The sequence below is a fragment of the uncultured Campylobacter sp. genome (assembly GCF_938039205.1).
In the GTDB taxonomy this organism is placed as follows: domain Bacteria; phylum Campylobacterota; class Campylobacteria; order Campylobacterales; family Campylobacteraceae; genus Campylobacter_A.
Genome location: NZ_CALHVM010000025.1, coordinates 35,523 through 55,574, shown reverse-complemented (window position 1 = coordinate 55,574; position 20,052 = coordinate 35,523). Strand labels below are relative to the sequence as shown.

The window sequence follows — 20,052 nt, the reverse complement described above, 5'->3', positions numbered from 1 at the left end:
ATTAAAGCTTTTTATCGTTTGACCTGCGCGACCTCGCTGCAAGCAGGCGGCAAATACGCGCACGAGCAACAAAACGACGAGCTAATCGCAACTTATGAGATATTTTTTAAGTACGACCTACGCAACGGCGAAAAGAACGCGAGCGGCAAAATACGCAACAGACTCTACCTCACCTAGCTAGATGCGAGCGGCGCGCAGCTAAATCGCTACATCATCGACGAAGCGGACGAGAAGTACAAGCGCAAGATCCCGGACGACCCCTCCACAAAGCTAAAAATCTCGTTCGCCGTCCGCAAAAACGAGCGCTGGGTGCTGCTAGAGGTCTACTCAAAAGAACACCGAGACGCGCCTGCGTTCACGGCCGAGAGATGCCTGTGGGGCGGGCTCGAAAAGGAGCTACTAGAGCTTTTTGACGCGGGCGAGGCGATAAAACTATACCGAAAAACCAAACGCTTCGACGCAAATTTAGGCTTTTTCGTCGAAAACAACATAGCCGAATACCGCAAAGACGGCAAGCCATCGTATAAAGAATTTACCAGCGTCCGAACCGGTAAAAAGGAAACGACATTTGAAAAGTACGACGAGAACGGGCGCCTGCATAGCCGCGCTTACCAGATGGGCGGTGAGTCTGCGTATTTTGAGTTTTTCTACCCGAGCGGCAAACTAAAAAGAGTGATAGACCAGCGCCAAACGATAGGCAAGCCGCTTAGCGAGGCGGTTAAAATACAAAAAGAATTTAACGAAAAAGGTGAGCTCGTAAAAGAGGTCGTAACCGAAGCAAAAACGGGCGCGGCGACTACCAAATTTTACGGTGAAAACGGCGAAATCATAAAAACCGAAACAAAAAATCTCAGATAAACTAAAAGCGGAGAAAAATATGTTTTTAAAGCTAGACGAGATCGCTCGCGAGCTAGACGAGATATGCCTGCCTCTGGAACAAGAGGGCATAACGGGCATGAGACTGCTAGCACAAAGCGATGTCGACGCGTCCACGCGGGCGCTAGAAAAAGCACAAGAGGCTCTAGGCGTCAAATTTCCGCCTGCGTTTTCACGCCTAGTTTGTAAATTTGACTTTGGCAAATTTGAGGTTTGCAACGTACGATTTGGCGCCAGCGGCGACTATGCTAGCGAGCTAGTGCGGCTAAACAGCACCGACGAATACGGCGGCAAATGGTGGCACGGCGATACGCGTCCTGCAAATTTGATAGTTTTTGCCGTGGGCGATCCGTGGATTTTTTTGCTTGATTGCGCGGACGGCGCGATTTATGCGTGGCTGCTCGGGGACGAAGAGCTTTGCGGCAGGCGCGTTGCGAGCGATTTCGAGATATTTTTTAGAGCGCTTGCTAGTATCGGTATCGCGCGGCTAAGCAAAAAGGCCGTGCCTTGCGCGGAAGAAATCTCTAAATTCGTCCAAGCTAGCGATGATATGGCGCTTGAGTTTTGGCGAGAAATGGCTGAAATTTGATAAATTGACGCTGGAAAGCTAGGTCTTTGCGCTAGCTTTTGCGGCAAATTTGGCTGATTTCAAAACTCTAAATTTGGCAACAACTTCCGTCAAATTTTAATCCCAAATTTACAAATTTTGCCCGCAGATCCGCTCAAATTTATATTATTTTTTGCATTCTGGTGCTAAATTTGAGCTCAAATTTGCCGTAAATTCGGCGTATAAATTTAAAAAGGCAAAAAATGATAACCGCAAAAGCTCTTTACGCATCCGCGCGGCTTAGATCGCTACCTCTTAGCGTCTCAGGCGTACTGCTTGGCAGCGGCGCAGCATACGGTGCGGGCGCGTTTAGGGCGGATATTTTTGCGCTGGCGCTACTTACGACGCTTCTGTTTCAGGTACTAAGCGACTATGCCAACGACTACGGCGACGCAGTAAAAGGCACCGACGACGACGGCAGACTTGGGCCGCGCCGCGCAATCCAAACGGGGCAGATGAGCGCGGCCGAGATGAAACGCATCATCGTCGCTACGGCGCTACTTTCGGCACTTTCGAGCCTCGCGCTAAGCGTTTTGGCATTCGGCGAGCGGTTTTACCTCGTTATGCTATTTTTGGCGCTGGGCGGCGCGTCGATATACGCTGCGATCCGCTACACCGTGGGAGCCGGCGCATACGGCTACAAGGGGCTCGGCGACGTTTTCGTGTTTTTGTTTTTTGGCCTTTTGAGCGTGCTGGGCTCATACTTTTTATACGCGCGTTCGCTTGATGCGGCGCTGCTGCTGCCTGCGTGCGCGTGCGGGATGCTAAGCACGGCGGTGCTAAATTTAAATAACATGCGCGATATCCAAAACGACGCGCTCAAGGGAAAGCGCACGATCCCCGTACGTATCGGACTGCGCACAGCCAAGCTTTACCACTACGCGTTGATCGTAGGCGGTGCGGGCCTTATGCTATGCTACTCGCTTTTGCGCGGAGATTCGGGCGTAAAACTACTCTACGTAATTAGCTTTGCACCGCTTATTTGGCACATCTTTTTCGTATCGAAAGTTCGGGAGTGTCGCGACTTTGACGGACAACTAAAGGTCGTCGCGCTCTGCACGTTTGCGATGTCGGCGCTGTTTTTCGTCGGGGAAATTTGGGGCTAAATTTAGCCTGATCGTTCTTAGCCTGCGATCAGCGGACGGCAAAAAAGTAATTCAAATTTTTCTCAAAATATTGCGAAAAAGTTATATATTTACTTTTTTAAATTACACTTTCAAACCTAAATCGTAAGGAGTAAAAATGAAAAAACTAATCAAATTTTCGCTAGCGGTAGCGCTAGCAGCAAGCTTTGCAAACGCCGCGGTATACGAGATCGACCCGGCGCACAGCAGCGTCGGTTTTAAGATAAAGCACCTAAGCATATCAAAAGTCAGCGGAAATTTCGGCAAATTTGACGCCGTGATCGACTACGACAAAAATGCCAAGGAGCTAAAAGCGCTAGAGGCTACCATTGAGACCGCCTCGGTAAATACGCAAAACGACAAGCGCGACGAGCACCTACGCAGTGCGGATTTTTTCAACGCAGCCAAATTCGACAAAATCACCTACAAAATGGTCAAATTTGAAAAAGAAAGCGACACAGAAGGCAAGGTCGTAGGCACGCTCACGATGCACGGCATCACTAAGCCCGTAGTGCTAAAATTTGAGCTCGGCGGCTTTACGGCGGATAAAAACGGCAAGGAAAAAATCGGCTTTAGCCTAGAGGGCGAGACTAAACGCAAGCTCTTTGAGATCGGGCTGGATACCTCCGAGATAACGCTATCAGACAAAGTCGAGCTAGAAATCGAGATCGAAGCGAAGGAAAAATAAGTCTGGTTAAAGCCCGTTTTCGGGCTTTTTAACTTTTTTGGCTTTTACCACATGTCATTAAATTTACTACGCCAAAGCAGCAGCGTTTAGGTTTGATCCGGGAGTAGGTTTTTATGTTCGCCAAAAAAGAATATAAATTCATACTCTTTTTTGGCAGTATAAACTAGCAAAGCAATTAAAAAAGTGTAAAAAAGTATCATAGAAGCTATTATAGCGTATTTTATTTTATGCTTATATTCTTGTTTAAAGTTTAGATTTGATACTGCTGCTCATCTAGCACTTGGTCCTCTGGGCTAGAAAAGAACTTTCCATAAGTGCCGCTGCACATCTTTTCAAGAGTGATGCCAGTGTAAATGTCGGCTCCATAGGCAGGGTCGACGTCAGCGGGCGTATTATCCAAGCTAGATACAATACTACTACAAAAAACAAAGCCGTAAAAAACTGCAAACGGTAAAGAGCCTATCTCTATATTTTTTACAAAAAAATGCTCAAACATATAGCAAAATATAAGCGAGGATAAGAAAGTAGTTATAATAATTTTAGTAGCCTTAACTCTTTTGATACTAAATTTTTGAATAGCTAAAAAAAAGAAGGACACTATCGCTAGATTTAGTGTAAAAGAAGTAATATATGTGGCAGTTGATGCGCTTATAGCCATTGTTGTCATGTAAAAGTTTTTTATGAACTGAAAGCAATCATAAAACATAGAAACCTCCTTAAATGCTAGCATAAATTATATATTTACTTCGTTTATCAGTCTACACCAATGTCGCACGGTATCATAAAGTCGGTATACAAATTTGGTTCTTTTGGAGGAGAGATGGCAGAGGCGGCTCCTACAAGAACTGTTGATGTCCAAAAAAGAAGTGTGTAATTTCCAGCTGAGGGCAATGTTAAGATGCCCTCTTTGTTAGCTGCAAAACTAGCCCAAACATATGATGTTGTGCCTATATAAAAAAGAACCAACAAAACCGATTGTCTAAAAAGGATAGCCACCGGTAGAGCATGAATAGCTCCTATAAACATACAAGCGTAAAAGGATGAAAAACCTACCTGCATTAAAAAATGGTATATGTTAAAAACTATTTCCGAATACATGGCTTTTGTCTCCTTACTTTTGAAAGTTAATATAGTATTTTTATGTTTAAAAGTGCATTAATCTATTTTTCAGCTACCTATTTTTATCTGCTTACAATAACAATTAAATTTTTACCCACTTTTAAGTTAGTGCTACCAAGCACATAGCCTATAAATAAACATTTGACGCTGTTAGTATCATAATAATTACACTCACACCCCCTCGCCAACAGACAAAACATGATATTCCTTTATTAAGAATGTCAGCTGACCAGTAAATATTATGTATTTATTTAAAGTAATCCCATAGCACTAGTAAATTTGAATAGCCTAAAATCAGCTTGCTTTTGTTTAAATTTATGAAACCATTTCTTGTCAGACACAACAAAACCGCAAAACATTCAACCGTATTTGTAAAATATACAGAGTACTAAGTACCGAATGACAAAGCAAAAGAAACCAAGCTGACGAATCGGCAAGTGTGCCCGCCGAGCCGTCGGTTGTAGAAATCGTAAATTTACCCTTTACGCCCTAGCAAATATAGCCTCAATGCCTGCTGGGCAGTCATTTTGAGGTTGCGCATCGCGGTTTGCTTATCCATCGCCTCTTCTAGGCTCACAGGCTCGTTTAATACGCTAAAAAACGCATCGATGCCGTTTTCGTTACAGCCGCCCGCGCACGGAGACACGCTACCTGCTAGCGCGATGATCGGCTTGCCGTATTTTTTGGCGATTTTTGCCACTCCGGTCGGGGTCTTGCCCATCGAGCTTTGAAAGTCCAGTCGCCCCTCGCCGGTGATGATCAGATCGGCGTTTTTCACGTCCTCTTCGAGGCGGATCTCCTCCATGATGATGTCGATGCCGGGCTTTAGTTTGGCGTTTAGGTAGCTCACAAACCCGTACCCTAGCCCGCCTGCCGCGCCCGCGCCCTTAAAGTTCCAAAATTCGCTCGAAAAGTGCTCGCTCGTCGCGCTCGCAAAGCTTATAAGCCCAGCATCTAGATCCTTTACCATCTGCTCGTCCGCACCCTTTTGCGGGCCGTAGACGTAGGCTGCGCCGTTTTTGCCAAAGAGCGGGTTATCCACGTCGCAAGCCACGAGGAATTCGCACTCTTGCAGCTCGGGCGCTACGTTTTTGTTTGAGATCTTGGTGATTTTTATGAGGTTTTCACCTTTACCCTCGAGCAGCTCGCCGTTTTCGTCAAAAAACTCGTATCCAAGCGCACTTAGCATACCCGTGCCCGCGTCGTTCGTAGCGCTACCGCCGATACCCACGATAAATTTACGCGCGCCCTTACCAATAGCATGCAAAATCATCTGTCCAAAGCCGTAGGTGCTAGTTTTCATAGGGTTTCGGCGCTCTTTTTCCACTAGCATGAGTCCGCTAGAAGACGCCATCTCGAGGATGCCCAGCTCGCCTGCTAGCGCGTATCTAGCGGGGATCTTTTCGCCGAGAGGATTTTGCACGATAACGTCGATAAACTCGCCATTTAGCGCGTCCGCTAGCGCCACCACGCTACCCTCGCCGCCGTCTGCGATGGGCTTTACCACCACCTCATCGGTCTTACTCGCTAAGGCTTCTATGCCCTCCTTTACGGCATTGCCGGCTTCAAGCGAGCTCAAAGAGCCCTTGAAAGAGTCGATTGCTATTAGAATTTTCATCATGTTTTCCTTTTTTTTGCAAGGCTTGTCTTTTGAGCGCTTTTTCAGTTGCGCTTCGCTCACTGCTTTGCAAGAAGCGGAGCTGGCTAAAATTTAGCTCGGCGTACTATCTTTGCTTCGTTGCACTCGCAACTGCAAGCAGAAGTCCAGCCTACTCTGCGCAACCCCAAAAATCATCTCAAAATACTTCGCCTTAAATTCTACGGTCTGATTTTATCAAATTTAGTTTTAAATCGCGAGCCGAATTTGGCTTCATTATAAATTTAAAAACGTGTCGCGCGATAGCGCCACATAAACCTGCACGCAGTGCAGCAACCTCTCACGTCGTAGGGGTGGGGGGGGATTGTTAAGGGAGAAGGGAGCTCTTTTGCTTCGGCTTTGCCTCGCAACTGCAAGCAGACCGTAATTCAAGCCCCTTCCCCCTTAGCAAAAAGCTTAGCGCGTAATGCCAAATTTAACCAAATCAAATTTAACATTTTCAAGATGCGGGTCTAGGCGGACAAATTTGAAAATTTACCGTTACTACCGTAAAAAGTGCTGTCTCGCCTCACCGAAACCGCACTCAAATTTAATTATCCCAAATCTCGCCGCTCAAATTTAGCCGTCAAATTTACAGCAAAATCAGCGACGCAACCCAAACCGTCGCCATACCTACGATACCCATTATAAAGGTAAGCATCGTCTGAGTCTTGTAGCCCTGCTCCGGCGACATCTTGCTAAAGTTCGTAACGACCCAAAAATAGCTATCGTTAGCATGCGAAACCGTCATCGCGCCCGCAGCGATCGCCATCACCGTTAGCACCGCGCCCATCTCGCTCGTGAGTCCTAGCGCGCTCATCATCGAGCCGCTATCGGTGAAAAGCCCCATGATAGAGGCCGTCGTCGTAAGCGCTACGGTCGAGCTGCCCTGAGCGGTCTTGATGATAGCCGAGATAACAAACGGGAAAAATATGCCCACAGTGCCGATGAGGTGGGCGTTTGCCTTCATAAACTCGACGAATCCGGCCTTAGCGATGACGTTGCCTAGCACGCCGCCCGCAGCCGTGATAAAGAGGATAGGTCCCACGATCTTTAGCGTTTCATTGGTTATGAGGTTAAATTCGCCCAGTTTGCCCGTTTCGGCCAGCAAGATAACGGCAAATAGCACGCCCACGCCAAGCGCGATGATCGGGTTGCCCAAAAATAAAACGAAATTCGCAAACGAGCCTTTTAGCTTTAGTATCGAGACGACCGAACCCAGCGCCATCAGCAAAATCGGCATAAAAATCGGCGCCAAGCTCAAAAACGCGCAAGGCAGCTTGCCGTGCTCTTTGATGATCTCGTCGTAGCTTTTGCCGACGTCTGCGAGATCCTCTTTTAGGCTCACTTTTGCGCCGATAGTTTTAGCAAAAAGATAGCCCGCGATGAGAACCGGTATCGAAACGACCGCACCCACGGCGATGACTAGCAGCAGGTTGTGACCTACGCCCACGAGTCCTGCGGCCGCTATCGGGCCCGGAGTCGGCGGTATAAACACGTGCGAGGTGTATAGGCCGCACGAGAGCGCGACGGCCATAGCTACGGGGTTGGCGCCGATTTTTTCCTTTATCGCGCGACGGATCGGATCTAGAACGACAAAGCCGCTATCGCAAAAGACCGGGATACCCACGATCCAGCCCATGATGAGCATAGCTAGCTCGGGGCGCTTATCGCCTACGCAGCGCACGACCATATCGGCCAGCTTTAGCGCCGCGCCCGTCTTTTCCAGCGCCATACCGATGAGCGCGCCCAGGATGATGACGATGCCTATGCTTTTAAATATCCCGCTAAATCCCTCTCCGATGATCGCGGGAACCTTGACTAGGTCGATGCCCGCGACGACGGCTAGAGCTAGCGAAACGAGCATGATCGCTATAAAGGGGTGAACCCCCAACTTTGAAATCAGCACGATCATAACGACGACCGCGATGATGAAGCAGACGATGAGAGCAATACCGCTCATAATAGCTCCTTTCGGATAAAATTTTTGTCTAGCGCAATATTACCGAAATTTGTTTTTAAAATATCTAAATTAGATTTGAAATTTTAGTTTCATTTTATAAAATAAGTGAATTTGACGGCCGATTACTTTTGTGGTAAATGTGCGGGCGGCTTTGGTGCGGTTAAATTTTGTTTTGAATTTAGGTTCGAATTTGGAGCAAATTTATCACAAAATATAACTTGCGAGGTTAAATTTTGTGATATTATAATTCGTAAAATAAGCGTCGAATTTGACTACTAGCGCTTGCCGAAGCTCAAATTTAACTCCGCCTTAAGCCTTACGGCACTATCATTTTATCAATGATTTGCAAAAGATACGAAGCGGTCAAATTTAAAACAGTTGCGGGTTTTATTGGCCCGCATATTTTAGGCACGAGGCAAAACGTACCGTCTCCGTTTTGCCGACAACTAAAAAGGATACGCTATGGGCATGATAATCTTACTTTTTTACGTTATTCCTTATATGGTAGTTAGCGCTATCATTATGCTTATTACCGTAAAATATATTAAGAGAATTTGGATCAGAGGCATTGTAGCGGCTGCACTATTTCTGATCCCCATTTATGACATCATCATTACAAATATTCTTGGAGTATATTACTGCGCTACCGCTCCAAAGGCTTTTATAAAGGAGACGGTAGAGTATCCGCAGAGTATTTATTTTGAGGATAATGTTCGTCCCTTTGAGGATGCGAACATAAACTGGATCAAGGGGAGGTTTGTCGACGGTGTCCATATAAAAACTTTGGCTTTAAATTTGTTCAACGGAAACGTGACCGTTTTTTCATTTAATGAGAATTCCAGCGAATTAAAAGAATATGAAGAAACCGAGAAAGAGCTTGATAAGGCCATGGGTATCTGCGATACTCTAGAAAAAGAAGTACGCAAAAAGCTTAAAGATGGAATAATAAAATATAAATCGGACGAGCATAGTAGGTATATAAATAAAATTGATATACAAAAAGAGTCGATATTTAAGCTCATGAATAAATCAAAAGAGATTCGGAATAAAATGATCATACAAACAACTACTACAAAAGATAAAATATCAGAAACGAACTATACCGCAAAATTTGACGAGATTAAGCTAGATAAATTTAGTTCAAATTTTCTCATAGCTACCGAATTTAAGCTGATAAACAATAAAACATCCGAGATAATCGCATACAAAAGGGAGTATCATAACTATTACTACAATATGTTTCCGAACCTATCGACGGGAGGCAGAATAAATTGGAAATCGTTTTGCGATCTCGAAAAGTTGGATAAAGAAATAGGAGTTATATTTTTGGATGAATATTTATAAATATCGCCTATCCAAACAAAGCGATTAAAATTAACATCCAACTCTCGACTCGAAATTTATTTGGCAAAGCCGAGTCGATAAATTTAATTGACAAATTTAGCAAACAGTCCGTACTTATCCGCCAAAAGATAAAGTCCTAAAAATAGCGCAGCGTATAAAACGGTTTTAAATATTTTTAGCAAGGCGTGCAAATTTGATCCTTTTTGCTTCGTTAAATTTGTGAAATCTTAGCCAAAGGGCGGTTAAATTTGAGTGAATTTGGATGGGAAATTTGAAAAACGAGAGTAATTCGAGTGGGTTACCTCAGCCGTTTTAAGCGCATTTTTGAAATTTTATATATTTTCGAGCTTGCGTTTTGGCTGAAATTTTGATCCACGACCTGATCCGCCGCCGCTTTTGCCCAGGCTTCATCGAAGTTTTGCCCGTTTAAATTTGCACTGCTAGAATACAGCCAGTCAAATTGCCTCAAAAACTCCTCATGAGCGCACTCTTTCACGATGCGCACGGCGGTGCCGTTCGGATATAAAAAGGTCGTTTTCCTTGCGAGACGCACTAAATTTTTAAATTTAGCGGGCACGCGAGCAAGATTTTTTAGCTCGCTAAGCTTTGCCGTCGTTATGAGGCAGGGCTTGTCCGCCGCTCGGCGTTTGAGCGCGTTTATCTCGCGAAAATCCTTACTCAAAAACCCGGCCGTCGTATCGGTCTGCGCTAAATAAATCATCTCTCCTCCAAATTCAGGCCTTTTTCCTATCTTTAGCTAGCAAAAATATGCACGAGATAATGAGCGTAAAGCCCGCAAAATCAAGAAACACGAACTCCGTCCCCAGCCAAAAATAGGCAAACGCCGCCGCGCTCACCGGCTCGATGCACGCGATCATGCTCGCCCTGCTTGCGCCTATTATCTTTAGCCCCGTCATATAAAAGCTAAACGCGCATATCGTGCCCAAAATCACCACTGCAGCAAGCGCTGCAAAGCCGTCCGCGTCGCTCACGCCGCCCAGCTGCCAAACCCGCGTATAAAGCGCGAGCGCGCCGCCGCCGATAACCATGCCCCAGCCTAAATTTAGCGCAATGGTATATTTTTGATTTAGCTTCGTTGGGATGAGGCTGTAAATCACGACGCCAAGCGCGCTAATCAGGCACCAAACCAGCGCCTCTGCGCTGATAACGAGCGAACCCAGATCGCCGTGAGTGGCGAGCAGCACGACGCCGAGCACCGCTAAAATAAGCGCGATAAGCTCGACCTTTTTAGGCGCGCGCCGCTCCAAAAAGCAAACGACGGCGAGGATGAGCGCGGGCGCGGAGTACTGGATCACGGTCGCGACGGCGGCATTTGAGAGCTCGATGCTGTAAAAGTACGAATACTGCGTCATCATGAGCCCAAAAAACGCATAGATGAGCAGCTGCGGCAACAGCGCGCGATCTTTTAGCGGCGCGAGGGCTACGTGCGGCGAACGCGCTAAATAATACGCCACCATCGCAAGCCCGGCAAGGCTCAGGCGGTAGGGCACGAGCCAGTCGGCGCTGACGCCCTTTTGCGTGAACAGATACTGCCCGCAAACGCCGCTAAAGCCCCATAATACGCCGCCAAGAAGCGTGATAAATACTCCGAAAAATTCGCTTTTGACTAGATTTTTCATTGCGCGATTATAGCTAAATTTCGGCCTAATCAATCTAACTTATTTATATCTAAAATCCTGCGCTTAAAAAGATCAAAATTTGCGTCGAGTTCGCTTTTGCGATTTATAGAAATTTCTATAAATTCCCGCTCTTTTTCGATGCCGACAAATTTCCGCCCAAGCAAATTTGCAGCGATGCCCGTCGTCGAAGAGCCGGCAAACGGATCGCAAATCACGCTATCTTCGTTGCTAGCCGCTAAAATCAGCCGCACCAAAAGAGCAAGCGGCTTTTGTGTCGGATGCTTACCGCATGCTTTCTCCCACGGCGCGATCGCCGGAAAGCTCCAAACGTCTTTCATTTGCTTGTCGTCGTTTAGCTTTTTCATCAGTTCGTAGTTGAAAATGTGCTTAAATTTCTCACTTTTTCTCGCCCAGATTATTTGCTCGGTGCTATGCGTGAGGTATCGGCAGCTAAAATTCGGCGGCGGATTAGTCTTTTGCCAAGTGATGACGTTTAAAATTTTATAGTCTAGCTTTTGCAGCGCCCGGCCGATCGAAAAAATATTGTGATACGTTCCGCTTATCATTACGCTGCCGTTGTCCGTGAGTGCATCTTTGGCAAGTGCTAGCCACTCGAGGTTAAATTTATCTATTTCGTCAATACCGTAGCTTTTGTCCCAATCACCTTTATTTACGCTTACGATTTTTCCGCTTTGAATGCTAAGTCCATCATTTGAGAGAAAATACGGCGGGTCGGCAAAAATAAGGTCAAACTCTCCCTTAAATTTAGGCAAAATCTCAAAACAATCGCCTTTAAAAAGCTTAAAATCATCGGATAGCTTAAACATTTTTAAGCTCTTTTACGAAATAATGAAGCGTAGAAAGATTATAAATTTTAACGCTTTTGTATGCCTCTTCAAGCTTGTTTTTAGCGGCACACCAGCCCTGTCCGTCCGTTATCCAAATAAATTTATATCCGCCGCAAAGCGAGATTTTTTGCGCTATTTCGATGTAAGATCTTGCGACCTCGTTTAGCTTCGAGCCGCCCGTGCTATAAAAATTCGCCTCTATCAGATACGTTATGCCGCCCGCGGTTATAACGAAATCAAAAATCTTTTGATCGCTTCCTAAATTTAGAGCGAATTTTTTGCTACTAACTTCGGTTTGAAAGCCGATATTTTCACTCTTTTTAAGCAAAGTAAAGAGTGCTTTGATACGCTAAATTTGCTCATAGCCGTTCGAGATAAAAATACGGATGTAGTCGCGACAAGCGGCGAATTAACGAAGCTGAAAGCGTATTTTGAAAGTCCCGATAAAATTTACGAGTTTTGTAAAGAAACCGGACTGGATAAAATTTTTATGGATGCAAAGATAAAAAATTTACACGATTACGTATTTGGCGTAGAAGTCGGACTCGATACGAACGCACGGAAAAATCGAGGCGGCGTAAATTTCTCTAGAACGGTTTCAGAGTATTTTAAGAGTGAAAATATCGGCTTTCAAACCGAAGTTAGTAGCAAAAAATTCGCTCTAAATTTAGGAAGCGATCAAAAGATTTTTGATTTCGTTATAACCGCGGGCGGCATAACGTATCTGATAGAGGCGAATTTTTATAGCACGGGCGGCTCGAAGCTAAACGAGGTCGCAAGATCTTACATCGAAATAGCGCAAAAAATCTCGCTTTGCGGCGGATATAAATTTATTTGGATAACGGACGGACAGGGCTGGTGTGCCGCTAAAAACAAGCTTGAAGAGGCATACAAAAGCGTTAAAATTTATAATCTTTCTACGCTTCATTATTTCGTAAAAGAGCTTAAAAATGTTTAAGCTATCCGATGATTTTAAGCTTTTTAAAGGCGATTGTTTTGAGATTTTGCCTAAATTTAAGGGAGAGTTTGACCTTATTTTTGCCGACCCGCCGTATTTTCTCTCAAATGATGGACTTAGCATTCAAAGCGGAAAAATCGTAAGCGTAAATAAAGGTGATTGGGACAAAAGCTACGGTATTGACGAAATAGATAAATTTAACCTCGAGTGGCTAGCACTTGCCAAAGATGCACTCACGGACAACGGCAGCGTAATGATAAGCGGAACGTATCACAATATTTTTTCGATCGGCCGGGCGCTGCAAAAGCTAGACTATAAAATTTTAAACGTCATCACTTGGCAAAAGACTAATCCGCCGCCGAATTTTAGCTGCCGATACCTCACGCATAGCACCGAGCAAATAATCTGGGCGAGAAAAAGTGAGAAATTTAAGCACATTTTCAACTACGAACTGATGAAAAAGCTAAACGACGACAAGCAAATGAAAGACGTTTGGAGCTTTCCGGCGATCGCGCCGTGGGAGAAAGCATGCGGTAAGCATCCGACACAAAAGCCGCTTGCTCTTTTGGTGCGGCTGATTTTAGCGGCTAGCAACGAAGATAGCGTGATTTGCGATCCGTTTGCCGGCTCTTCGACGACGGGCATCGCTGCAAATTTGCTTGGGCGGAAATTTGTCGGCATCGAAAAAGAGCGGGAATTTATAGAAATTTCTATAAATCGCAAAAGCGAACTCGACGCAAATTTTGATCTTTTTAAGCGCAGGATTTTAGATATAAATAAGTTAGATTGATTAGGCCGAAATTTAGCTATAATCGCGCAATGAAAAATCTAGTCAAAAGCGAATTTTTCGGAGTATTTATCACGCTTCTTGGCGGCGTATTATGGGGCTTTAGCGGCGTTTGCGGGCAGTATCTGTTCACGCAAAAGGGCGTCAGCGCCGACTGGCTCGTGCCCTACCGCCTGAGCCTTGCCGGGCTTGCGATGGTGGCGTATTATTTAGCGCGTTCGCCGCACGTAGCCCTCGCGCCGCTAAAAGATCGCGCGCTGTTGCCGCAGCTGCTCATCTATGCGTTTTTTGGGCTCATGATGACGCAGTATTCGTACTTTTACAGCATCGAGCTCTCAAATGCCGCCGTCGCGACCGTGATCCAGTACTCCGCGCCCGCGCTCATCCTCGCCGTCGTTTGCTTTTTGGAGCGGCGCGCGCCTAAAAAGGTCGAGCTTATCGCGCTTATTTTAGCGGTGCTCGGCGTCGTGCTGCTCGCCACTCACGGCGATCTGGGTTCGCTCGTTATCAGCGCAGAGGCGCTGGTTTGGTGCCTGATTAGCGCGCTTGGCGTCGTGATTTACAGCCTCATCCCAACGAAGCTAAATCAAAAATATACCATTGCGCTAAATTTAGGCTGGGGCATGGTTATCGGCGGCGGCGCGCTCGCGCTTTATACGCGGGTTTGGCAGCTGGGCGGCGTGAGCGACGCGGACGGCTTTGCAGCGCTTGCTGCAGTGGTGATTTTGGGCACGATATGCGCGTTTAGCTTTTATATGACGGGGCTAAAGATAATAGGCGCAAGCAGGGCGAGCATGATCGCGTGCATCGAGCCGGTGAGCGCGGCGGCGTTTGCCTATTTTTGGCTGGGGACGGAGTTCGTGTTTCTTGATTTTGCGGGCTTTACGCTCATTATCTCGTGCATATTTTTGCTAGCTAAAGATAGGAAAAAGGCCTGAATTTGGAGGAGAGATGATTTATTTAGCGCAGACCGATACGACGGCCGGGTTTTTGAGTAAGGATTTTCGCGAGATAAACGCGCTCAAACGCCGAGCGGCGGACAAGCCCTGCCTCATAACGACGGCAAAGCTTAGCGAGCTAAAAAATCTTGCTCGCGTGCCCGCTAAATTTAAAAATTTAGTGCGTCTCGCAAGGAAAACGACCTTTTTATATCCGAACGGCACCGCCGTGCGCATCGTGAAAGAGTGCGCTCATGAGGAGTTTTTGAGGCAATTTGACTGGCTGTATTCTAGCAGTGCAAATTTAAACGGGCAAAACTTCGATGAAGCCTGGGCAAAAGCGGCGGCGGATCAGGTCGTGGATCAAAATTTCAGCCAAAACGCAAGCTCGAAAATATATAAAATTTCAAAAATGCGCTTAAAACGGCTGAGGTAACCCACTCGAATTACTCTCGTTTTTCAAATTTCCCATCCAAATTCACTCAAATTTAACCGCCCTTTGGCTAAGATTTCACAAATTTAACGAAGCAAAAAGGATCAAATTTGCACGCCTTGCTAAAAATATTTAAAACCGTTTTATACGCTGCGCTATTTTTAGGACTTTATCTTTTGGCGGATAAGTACGGACTGTTTGCTAAATTTGTCAATTAAATTTATCGACTCGGCTTTGCCAAATAAATTTCGAGTCGAGAGTTGGATGTTAATTTTAATCGCTTTGTTTGGATAGGCGATATTTATAAATATTCATCCAAAAATATAACTCCTATTTCTTTATCCAACTTTTCGAGATCGCAAAACGATTTCCAATTTATTCTGCCTCCCGTCGATAGGTTCGGAAACATATTGTAGTAATAGTTATGATACTCCCTTTTGTATGCGATTATCTCGGATGTTTTATTGTTTATCAGCTTAAATTCGGTAGCTATGAGAAAATTTGAACTAAATTTATCTAGCTTAATCTCGTCAAATTTTGCGGTATAGTTCGTTTCTGATATTTTATCTTTTGTAGTAGTTGTTTGTATGATCATTTTATTCCGAATCTCTTTTGATTTATTCATGAGCTTAAATATCGACTCTTTTTGTATATCAATTTTATTTATATACCTACTATGCTCGTCCGATTTATATTTTATTATTCCATCTTTAAGCTTTTTGCGTACTTCTTTTTCTAGAGTATCGCAGATACCCATGGCCTTATCAAGCTCTTTCTCGGTTTCTTCATATTCTTTTAATTCGCTGGAATTCTCATTAAATGAAAAAACGGTCACGTTTCCGTTGAACAAATTTAAAGCCAAAGTTTTTATATGGACACCGTCGACAAACCTCCCCTTGATCCAGTTTATGTTCGCATCCTCAAAGGGACGAACATTATCCTCAAAATAAATACTCTGCGGATACTCTACCGTCTCCTTTATAAAAGCCTTTGGAGCGGTAGCGCAGTAATATACTCCAAGAATATTTGTAATGATGATGTCATAAATGGGGATCAGAAATAGTGCAGCCGCTACAATGCCTCTGATCCAAATTCTCTTAATATATTTTACGGTAATAAGCATAATGATAGCGCTAACTACCATATAAGGAATAACGTAAAAAAGTAAGATTATCATGCCCATAGCGTATCCTTTTTAGTTGTCGGCAAAACGGAGACGGTACGTTTTGCCTCGTGCCTAAAATATGCGGGCCAATAAAACCCGCAACTGTTTTAAATTTGACCGCTTCGTATCTTTTGCAAATCATTGATAAAATGATAGTGCCGTAAGGCTTAAGGCGGAGTTAAATTTGAGCTTCGGCAAGCGCTAGTAGTCAAATTCGACGCTTATTTTACGAATTATAATATCACAAAATTTAACCTCGCAAGTTATATTTTGTGATAAATTTGCTCCAAATTCGAACCTAAATTCAAAACAAAATTTAACCGCACCAAAGCCGCCCGCACATTTACCACAAAAGTAATCGGCCGTCAAATTCACTTATTTTATAAAATGAAACTAAAATTTCAAATCTAATTTAGATATTTTAAAAACAAATTTCGGTAATATTGCGCTAGACAAAAATTTTATCCGAAAGGAGCTATTATGAGCGGTATTGCTCTCATCGTCTGCTTCATCATCGCGGTCGTCGTTATGATCGTGCTGATTTCAAAGTTGGGGGTTCACCCCTTTATAGCGATCATGCTCGTTTCGCTAGCTCTAGCCGTCGTCGCGGGCATCGACCTAGTCAAGGTTCCCGCGATCATCGGAGAGGGATTTAGCGGGATATTTAAAAGCATAGGCATCGTCATCATCCTGGGCGCGCTCATCGGTATGGCGCTGGAAAAGACGGGCGCGGCGCTAAAGCTGGCCGATATGGTCGTGCGCTGCGTAGGCGATAAGCGCCCCGAGCTAGCTATGCTCATCATGGGCTGGATCGTGGGTATCCCGGTCTTTTGCGATAGCGGCTTTGTCGTTCTAGATCCGATCCGTCGCGCGATAAAGGAAAAAATCGGCGCCAACCCCGTAGCTATGGCCGTCGCGCTCTCGTGCGGCCTATACACCTCGCACGTGTTTATACCGCCGACTCCGGGCCCGATAGCGGCCGCAGGACTCGTGGGCGTAGGTCACAACCTGCTGCTAGTCATCGCCGTGGGTGCGGTCGTTTCGATACCGGTTCTCATCGCGGGCTATCTTTTTGCTAAAACTATCGGCGCAAAAGTGAGCCTAAAAGAGGATCTCGCAGACGTCGGCAAAAGCTACGACGAGATCATCAAAGAGCACGGCAAGCTGCCTTGCGCGTTTTTGAGCTTGGCGCCGATTTTTATGCCGATTTTGCTGATGGCGCTGGGTTCGGTCGTCTCGATACTAAAGCTAAAAGGCTCGTTTGCGAATTTCGTTTTATTTTTGGGCAACCCGATCATCGCGCTTGGCGTGGGCGTGCTATTTGCCGTTATCTTGCTGGCCGAAACGGGCAAACTGGGCGAATTTAACCTCATAACCAATGAAACGCTAAAGATCGTGGGACCTATCCTCTTTATCACGGCTGCGGGCGGCGTGCTAGGCAACGTCATCGCTAAGGCCGGATTCGTCGAGTTTATGAAGGCAAACGCCCACCTCATCGGCACTGTGGGCATATTTTTCCCGTTTGTTATCTCGGCTATCATCAAGACCGCTCAGGGCAGCTCGACCGTAGCGCTTACGACGACGGCCTCTATCATGGGGCTTTTCACCGATAGCGGCTCGATGATGAGCGCGCTAGGACTCACGAGCGAGATGGGCGCGGTGCTAACGGTGATGGCGATCGCTGCGGGCGCGATGACGGTTTCGCATGCTAACGATAGCTATTTTTGGGTCGTTACGAACTTTAGCAAGATGTCGCCGGAGCAGGGCTACAAGACTCAGACGATGCTTACCTTTATAATGGGTATCGTAGGTATGGCGACGGTTTGGGTTGCGTCGCTGATTTTGCTGTAAATTTGACGGCTAAATTTGAGCGGCGAGATTTGGGATAATTAAATTTGAGTGCGGTTTCGGTGAGGCGAGACAGCACTTTTTACGGTAGTAACGGTAAATTTTCAAATTTGTCCGCCTAGACCCGCATCTTGAAAATGTTAAATTTGATTTGGTTAAATTTGGCATTACGCGCTAAGCTTTTTGCTAAGGGGGAAGGGGCTTGAATTACGGTCTGCTTGCAGTTGCGAGGCAAAGCCGAAGCAAAAGAGCTCCCTTCTCCCTTAACAATCCCCCCCCACCCCTACGACGTGAGAGGTTGCTGCACTGCGTGCAGGTTTATGTGGCGCTATCGCGCGACACGTTTTTAAATTTATAATGAAGCCAAATTCGGCTCGCGATTTAAAACTAAATTTGATAAAATCAGACCGTAGAATTTAAGGCGAAGTATTTTGAGATGATTTTTGGGGTTGCGCAGAGTAGGCTGGACTTCTGCTTGCAGTTGCGAGTGCAACGAAGCAAAGATAGTACGCCGAGCTAAATTTTAGCCAGCTCCGCTTCTTGCAAAGCAGTGAGCGAAGCGCAACTGAAAAAGCGCTCAAAAGACAAGCCTTGCAAAAAAAAGGAAAACATGATGAAAATTCTAATAGCAATCGACTCTTTCAAGGGCTCTTTGAGCTCGCTTGAAGCCGGCAATGCCGTAAAGGAGGGCATAGAAGCCTTAGCGAGTAAGACCGATGAGGTGGTGGTAAAGCCCATCGCAGACGGCGGCGAGGGTAGCGTGGTGGCGCTAGCGGACGCGCTAAATGGCGAGTTTATCGACGTTATCGTGCAAAATCCTCTCGGCGAAAAGATCCCCGCTAGATACGCGCTAGCAGGCGAGCTGGGCATCCTCGAGATGGCGTCTTCTAGCGGACTCATGCTAGTGGAAAAAGAGCGCCGAAACCCTATGAAAACTAGCACCTACGGCTTTGGACAGATGATTTTGCATGCTATTGGTAAGGGCGCGCGTAAATTTATCGTGGGTATCGGCGGTAGCGCTACGAACGACGCGGGCACGGGTATGCTAAGTGCGCTTGGATACGAGTTTTTTGACGAAAACGGCGAGCTGCTCGAGGGTAAAGGTGAAAACCTCATAAAAATCACCAAGATCTCAAACAAAAACGTAGCGCCCGAGCTGCAAGAGTGCGAATTCCTCGTGGCTTGCGACGTGGATAACCCGCTCTTTGGCAAAAACGGCGCAGCCTACGTCTACGGCCCGCAAAAGGGTGCGGACGAGCAGATGGTAAAGGATCTAGATGCTGGGCTTATAAGCTTTGCGAGCGCGACGAGCGAGCACTTTTCGAGCGAATTTTGGAACTTTAAGGGCGCGGGCGCGGCAGGCGGGCTAGGGTACGGGTTTGTGAGCTACCTAAACGCCAAACTAAAGCCCGGCATCGACATCATCATGGAGGAGATCCGCCTCGAAGAGGACGTGAAAAACGCCGATCTGATCATCACCGGCGAGGGGCGACTGGACTTTCAAAGCTCGATGGGCAAGACCCCGACCGGAGTGGCAAAAATCGCCAAAAAATACGGCAAGCCGATCATCGCGCTAGCAGGTAGCGTGTCTCCGTGCGCGGGCGGCTGTAACGAAAACGGCATCGATGCGTTTTTTAGCGTATTAAACGAGCCTGTGAGCCTAGAAGAGGCGATGGATAAGCAAACCGCGATGCGCAACCTCAAAATGACTGCCCAGCAGGCATTGAGGCTATATTTGCTAGGGCGTAAAGGGTAAATTTACGATTTCTACAACCGACGGCTCGGCGGGCACACTTGCCGATTCGTCAGCTTGGTTTCTTTTGCTTTGTCATTCGGTACTTAGTACTCTGTATATTTTACAAATACGGTTGAATGTTTTGCGGTTTTGTTGTGTCTGACAAGAAATGGTTTCATAAATTTAAACAAAAGCAAGCTGATTTTAGGCTATTCAAATTTACTAGTGCTATGGGATTACTTTAAATAAATACATAATATTTACTGGTCAGCTGACATTCTTAATAAAGGAATATCATGTTTTGTCTGTTGGCGAGGGGGTGTGAGTGTAATTATTATGATAC

At 45.8% G+C, this 20,052-nt stretch carries 21 protein-coding genes; 12 read left to right on the top strand and 9 right to left on the bottom strand.

Going from position 1 to position 20,052, the window contains the following annotated elements:
* The first annotated feature begins 18 nt into the window (after positions 1 to 18).
* The 5 genes from Q0394_RS04030 (at position 19) to Q0394_RS04010 (ending at position 3,295) form a co-directional block, all read left to right on the top strand.
* On the top strand, positions 19 to 177 hold the full coding sequence (locus tag Q0394_RS04030; protein ID WP_298945631.1) for a hypothetical protein: 159 nt from the start codon (positions 19 to 21) through the stop codon (positions 175 to 177).
* A gap of 132 nt (positions 178 to 309) precedes the next feature.
* A complete protein-coding gene (locus Q0394_RS04025; RefSeq protein ID WP_298945632.1) occupies positions 310 to 858 on the top strand; it encodes a hypothetical protein in 549 nt (182 codons plus the stop codon).
* A 19-nt stretch (positions 859 to 877) separates the two neighbouring features.
* Positions 878 to 1,465 (top strand): SMI1/KNR4 family protein, encoded by a 588-nt coding sequence (locus Q0394_RS04020; RefSeq protein ID WP_298945633.1) that lies wholly within the window; start codon positions 878 to 880, stop codon positions 1,463 to 1,465.
* 221 nt (positions 1,466 to 1,686) lie between these two features.
* Positions 1,687 to 2,589 carry a 1,4-dihydroxy-2-naphthoate octaprenyltransferase gene (gene menA, locus Q0394_RS04015; protein ID WP_298945634.1) on the top strand — a complete coding sequence of 301 codons (903 nt, stop codon included), beginning with the start codon at positions 1,687 to 1,689 and terminating at the stop codon, positions 2,587 to 2,589.
* A 136-nt stretch (positions 2,590 to 2,725) separates the two neighbouring features.
* Complete coding sequence (locus Q0394_RS04010; RefSeq protein ID WP_298945635.1) at positions 2,726 to 3,295, top strand: YceI family protein; 570 nt, start codon at positions 2,726 to 2,728, stop codon at positions 3,293 to 3,295.
* 250 nt (positions 3,296 to 3,545) lie between these two features.
* Here the strand turns inward: Q0394_RS04010 and Q0394_RS04005 are convergent, their stop codons facing one another.
* The 4 genes from Q0394_RS04005 to Q0394_RS03990 all read right to left on the bottom strand — a co-directional run bounded on the left by Q0394_RS04005 (position 3,546) and on the right by Q0394_RS03990 (position 8,013).
* A complete protein-coding gene (locus Q0394_RS04005) occupies positions 3,546 to 4,001 on the bottom strand; it encodes a hypothetical protein (protein ID WP_298945636.1) in 456 nt (151 codons plus the stop codon).
* Between the two features lie 47 nt (positions 4,002 to 4,048).
* Positions 4,049 to 4,393 carry a hypothetical protein gene (locus Q0394_RS04000; protein ID WP_298945637.1) on the bottom strand — a complete coding sequence of 115 codons (345 nt, stop codon included), beginning with the start codon at positions 4,391 to 4,393 and terminating at the stop codon, positions 4,049 to 4,051.
* 496 nt (positions 4,394 to 4,889) lie between these two features.
* A complete protein-coding gene (locus Q0394_RS03995) occupies positions 4,890 to 6,032 on the bottom strand; it encodes a glycerate kinase (RefSeq protein WP_298945638.1) in 1,143 nt (380 codons plus the stop codon).
* A 610-nt stretch (positions 6,033 to 6,642) separates the two neighbouring features.
* Positions 6,643 to 8,013, bottom strand: a complete 1,371-nt coding sequence (locus tag Q0394_RS03990; RefSeq protein WP_298945639.1) for a GntP family permease — start codon at positions 8,011 to 8,013, stop codon at positions 6,643 to 6,645.
* Between the two features lie 462 nt (positions 8,014 to 8,475).
* Here Q0394_RS03990 and Q0394_RS03985 point away from each other — a divergent pair, with 462 nt between their 5' ends.
* Positions 8,476 to 9,357 (top strand): hypothetical protein, encoded by an 882-nt coding sequence (locus Q0394_RS03985; RefSeq protein ID WP_298945640.1) that lies wholly within the window; start codon positions 8,476 to 8,478, stop codon positions 9,355 to 9,357.
* Positions 9,358 to 9,655: 298 nt separating this feature from the next.
* Here Q0394_RS03985 and Q0394_RS03980 read toward each other — a convergent pair whose 3' ends face one another.
* From Q0394_RS03980 to Q0394_RS03965, 4 genes are read right to left on the bottom strand one after another with little or no spacing between them, the layout of a single operon-like run.
* A complete protein-coding gene (locus tag Q0394_RS03980; RefSeq protein ID WP_298945641.1) occupies positions 9,656 to 10,078 on the bottom strand; it encodes a Sua5 YciO YrdC YwlC family protein in 423 nt (140 codons plus the stop codon).
* 13 nt (positions 10,079 to 10,091) lie between these two features.
* Entirely contained in the window at positions 10,092 to 10,997 is a 906-nt protein-coding gene (locus Q0394_RS03975; RefSeq protein WP_298945642.1) for a DMT family transporter, read from the bottom strand.
* Positions 10,998 to 11,026: 29 nt separating this feature from the next.
* Positions 11,027 to 11,824 (bottom strand): DNA methyltransferase, encoded by a 798-nt coding sequence (locus Q0394_RS03970; protein ID WP_298945643.1) that lies wholly within the window; start codon positions 11,822 to 11,824, stop codon positions 11,027 to 11,029.
* Positions 11,817 to 12,173: a DpnII family type II restriction endonuclease gene (locus Q0394_RS03965; protein ID WP_298945645.1), complete on the bottom strand. Its 357-nt coding sequence runs from the start codon at positions 12,171 to 12,173 to the stop codon at positions 11,817 to 11,819. Before Q0394_RS03965 ends, Q0394_RS03970 begins: the two co-directional genes overlap by 8 nt.
* 27 nt (positions 12,174 to 12,200) lie before the next feature.
* Between Q0394_RS03965 and Q0394_RS03960 the strand changes: the two genes are divergently transcribed.
* The 4 genes from Q0394_RS03960 to Q0394_RS03945 are packed head-to-tail and all read left to right on the top strand — an operon-like array spanning position 12,201 to position 14,964.
* Positions 12,201 to 12,803, top strand: a complete 603-nt coding sequence (locus tag Q0394_RS03960; RefSeq protein ID WP_298945644.1) for a DpnII family type II restriction endonuclease — start codon at positions 12,201 to 12,203, stop codon at positions 12,801 to 12,803.
* Positions 12,796 to 13,593, top strand: a complete 798-nt coding sequence (locus tag Q0394_RS03955) for a DNA methyltransferase (protein ID WP_298945643.1) — start codon at positions 12,796 to 12,798, stop codon at positions 13,591 to 13,593. The genes Q0394_RS03960 and Q0394_RS03955 overlap by 8 nt, the downstream gene beginning before the upstream one ends.
* A gap of 29 nt (positions 13,594 to 13,622) precedes the next feature.
* Complete coding sequence (locus Q0394_RS03950) at positions 13,623 to 14,528, top strand: DMT family transporter (RefSeq protein WP_298945642.1); 906 nt, start codon at positions 13,623 to 13,625, stop codon at positions 14,526 to 14,528.
* Between the two features lie 13 nt (positions 14,529 to 14,541).
* A complete protein-coding gene (locus Q0394_RS03945) occupies positions 14,542 to 14,964 on the top strand; it encodes a Sua5 YciO YrdC YwlC family protein (protein WP_298945641.1) in 423 nt (140 codons plus the stop codon).
* 298 nt (positions 14,965 to 15,262) lie between these two features.
* Here Q0394_RS03945 and Q0394_RS03940 read toward each other — a convergent pair whose 3' ends face one another.
* Positions 15,263 to 16,144, bottom strand: coding sequence for a hypothetical protein (locus Q0394_RS03940; protein WP_298945640.1), 882 nt, complete (start codon positions 16,142 to 16,144; stop codon positions 15,263 to 15,265).
* Between the two features lie 462 nt (positions 16,145 to 16,606).
* Between Q0394_RS03940 and Q0394_RS03935 the strand changes: the two genes are divergently transcribed.
* Both Q0394_RS03935 and Q0394_RS03930 read left to right on the top strand, forming a co-directional pair.
* Positions 16,607 to 17,977: a GntP family permease gene (locus tag Q0394_RS03935; RefSeq protein ID WP_298945639.1), complete on the top strand. Its 1,371-nt coding sequence runs from the start codon at positions 16,607 to 16,609 to the stop codon at positions 17,975 to 17,977.
* Between the two features lie 610 nt (positions 17,978 to 18,587).
* A complete protein-coding gene (locus tag Q0394_RS03930; protein ID WP_298945638.1) occupies positions 18,588 to 19,730 on the top strand; it encodes a glycerate kinase in 1,143 nt (380 codons plus the stop codon).
* Positions 19,731 to 20,052: the final 322 nt, after the last annotated feature.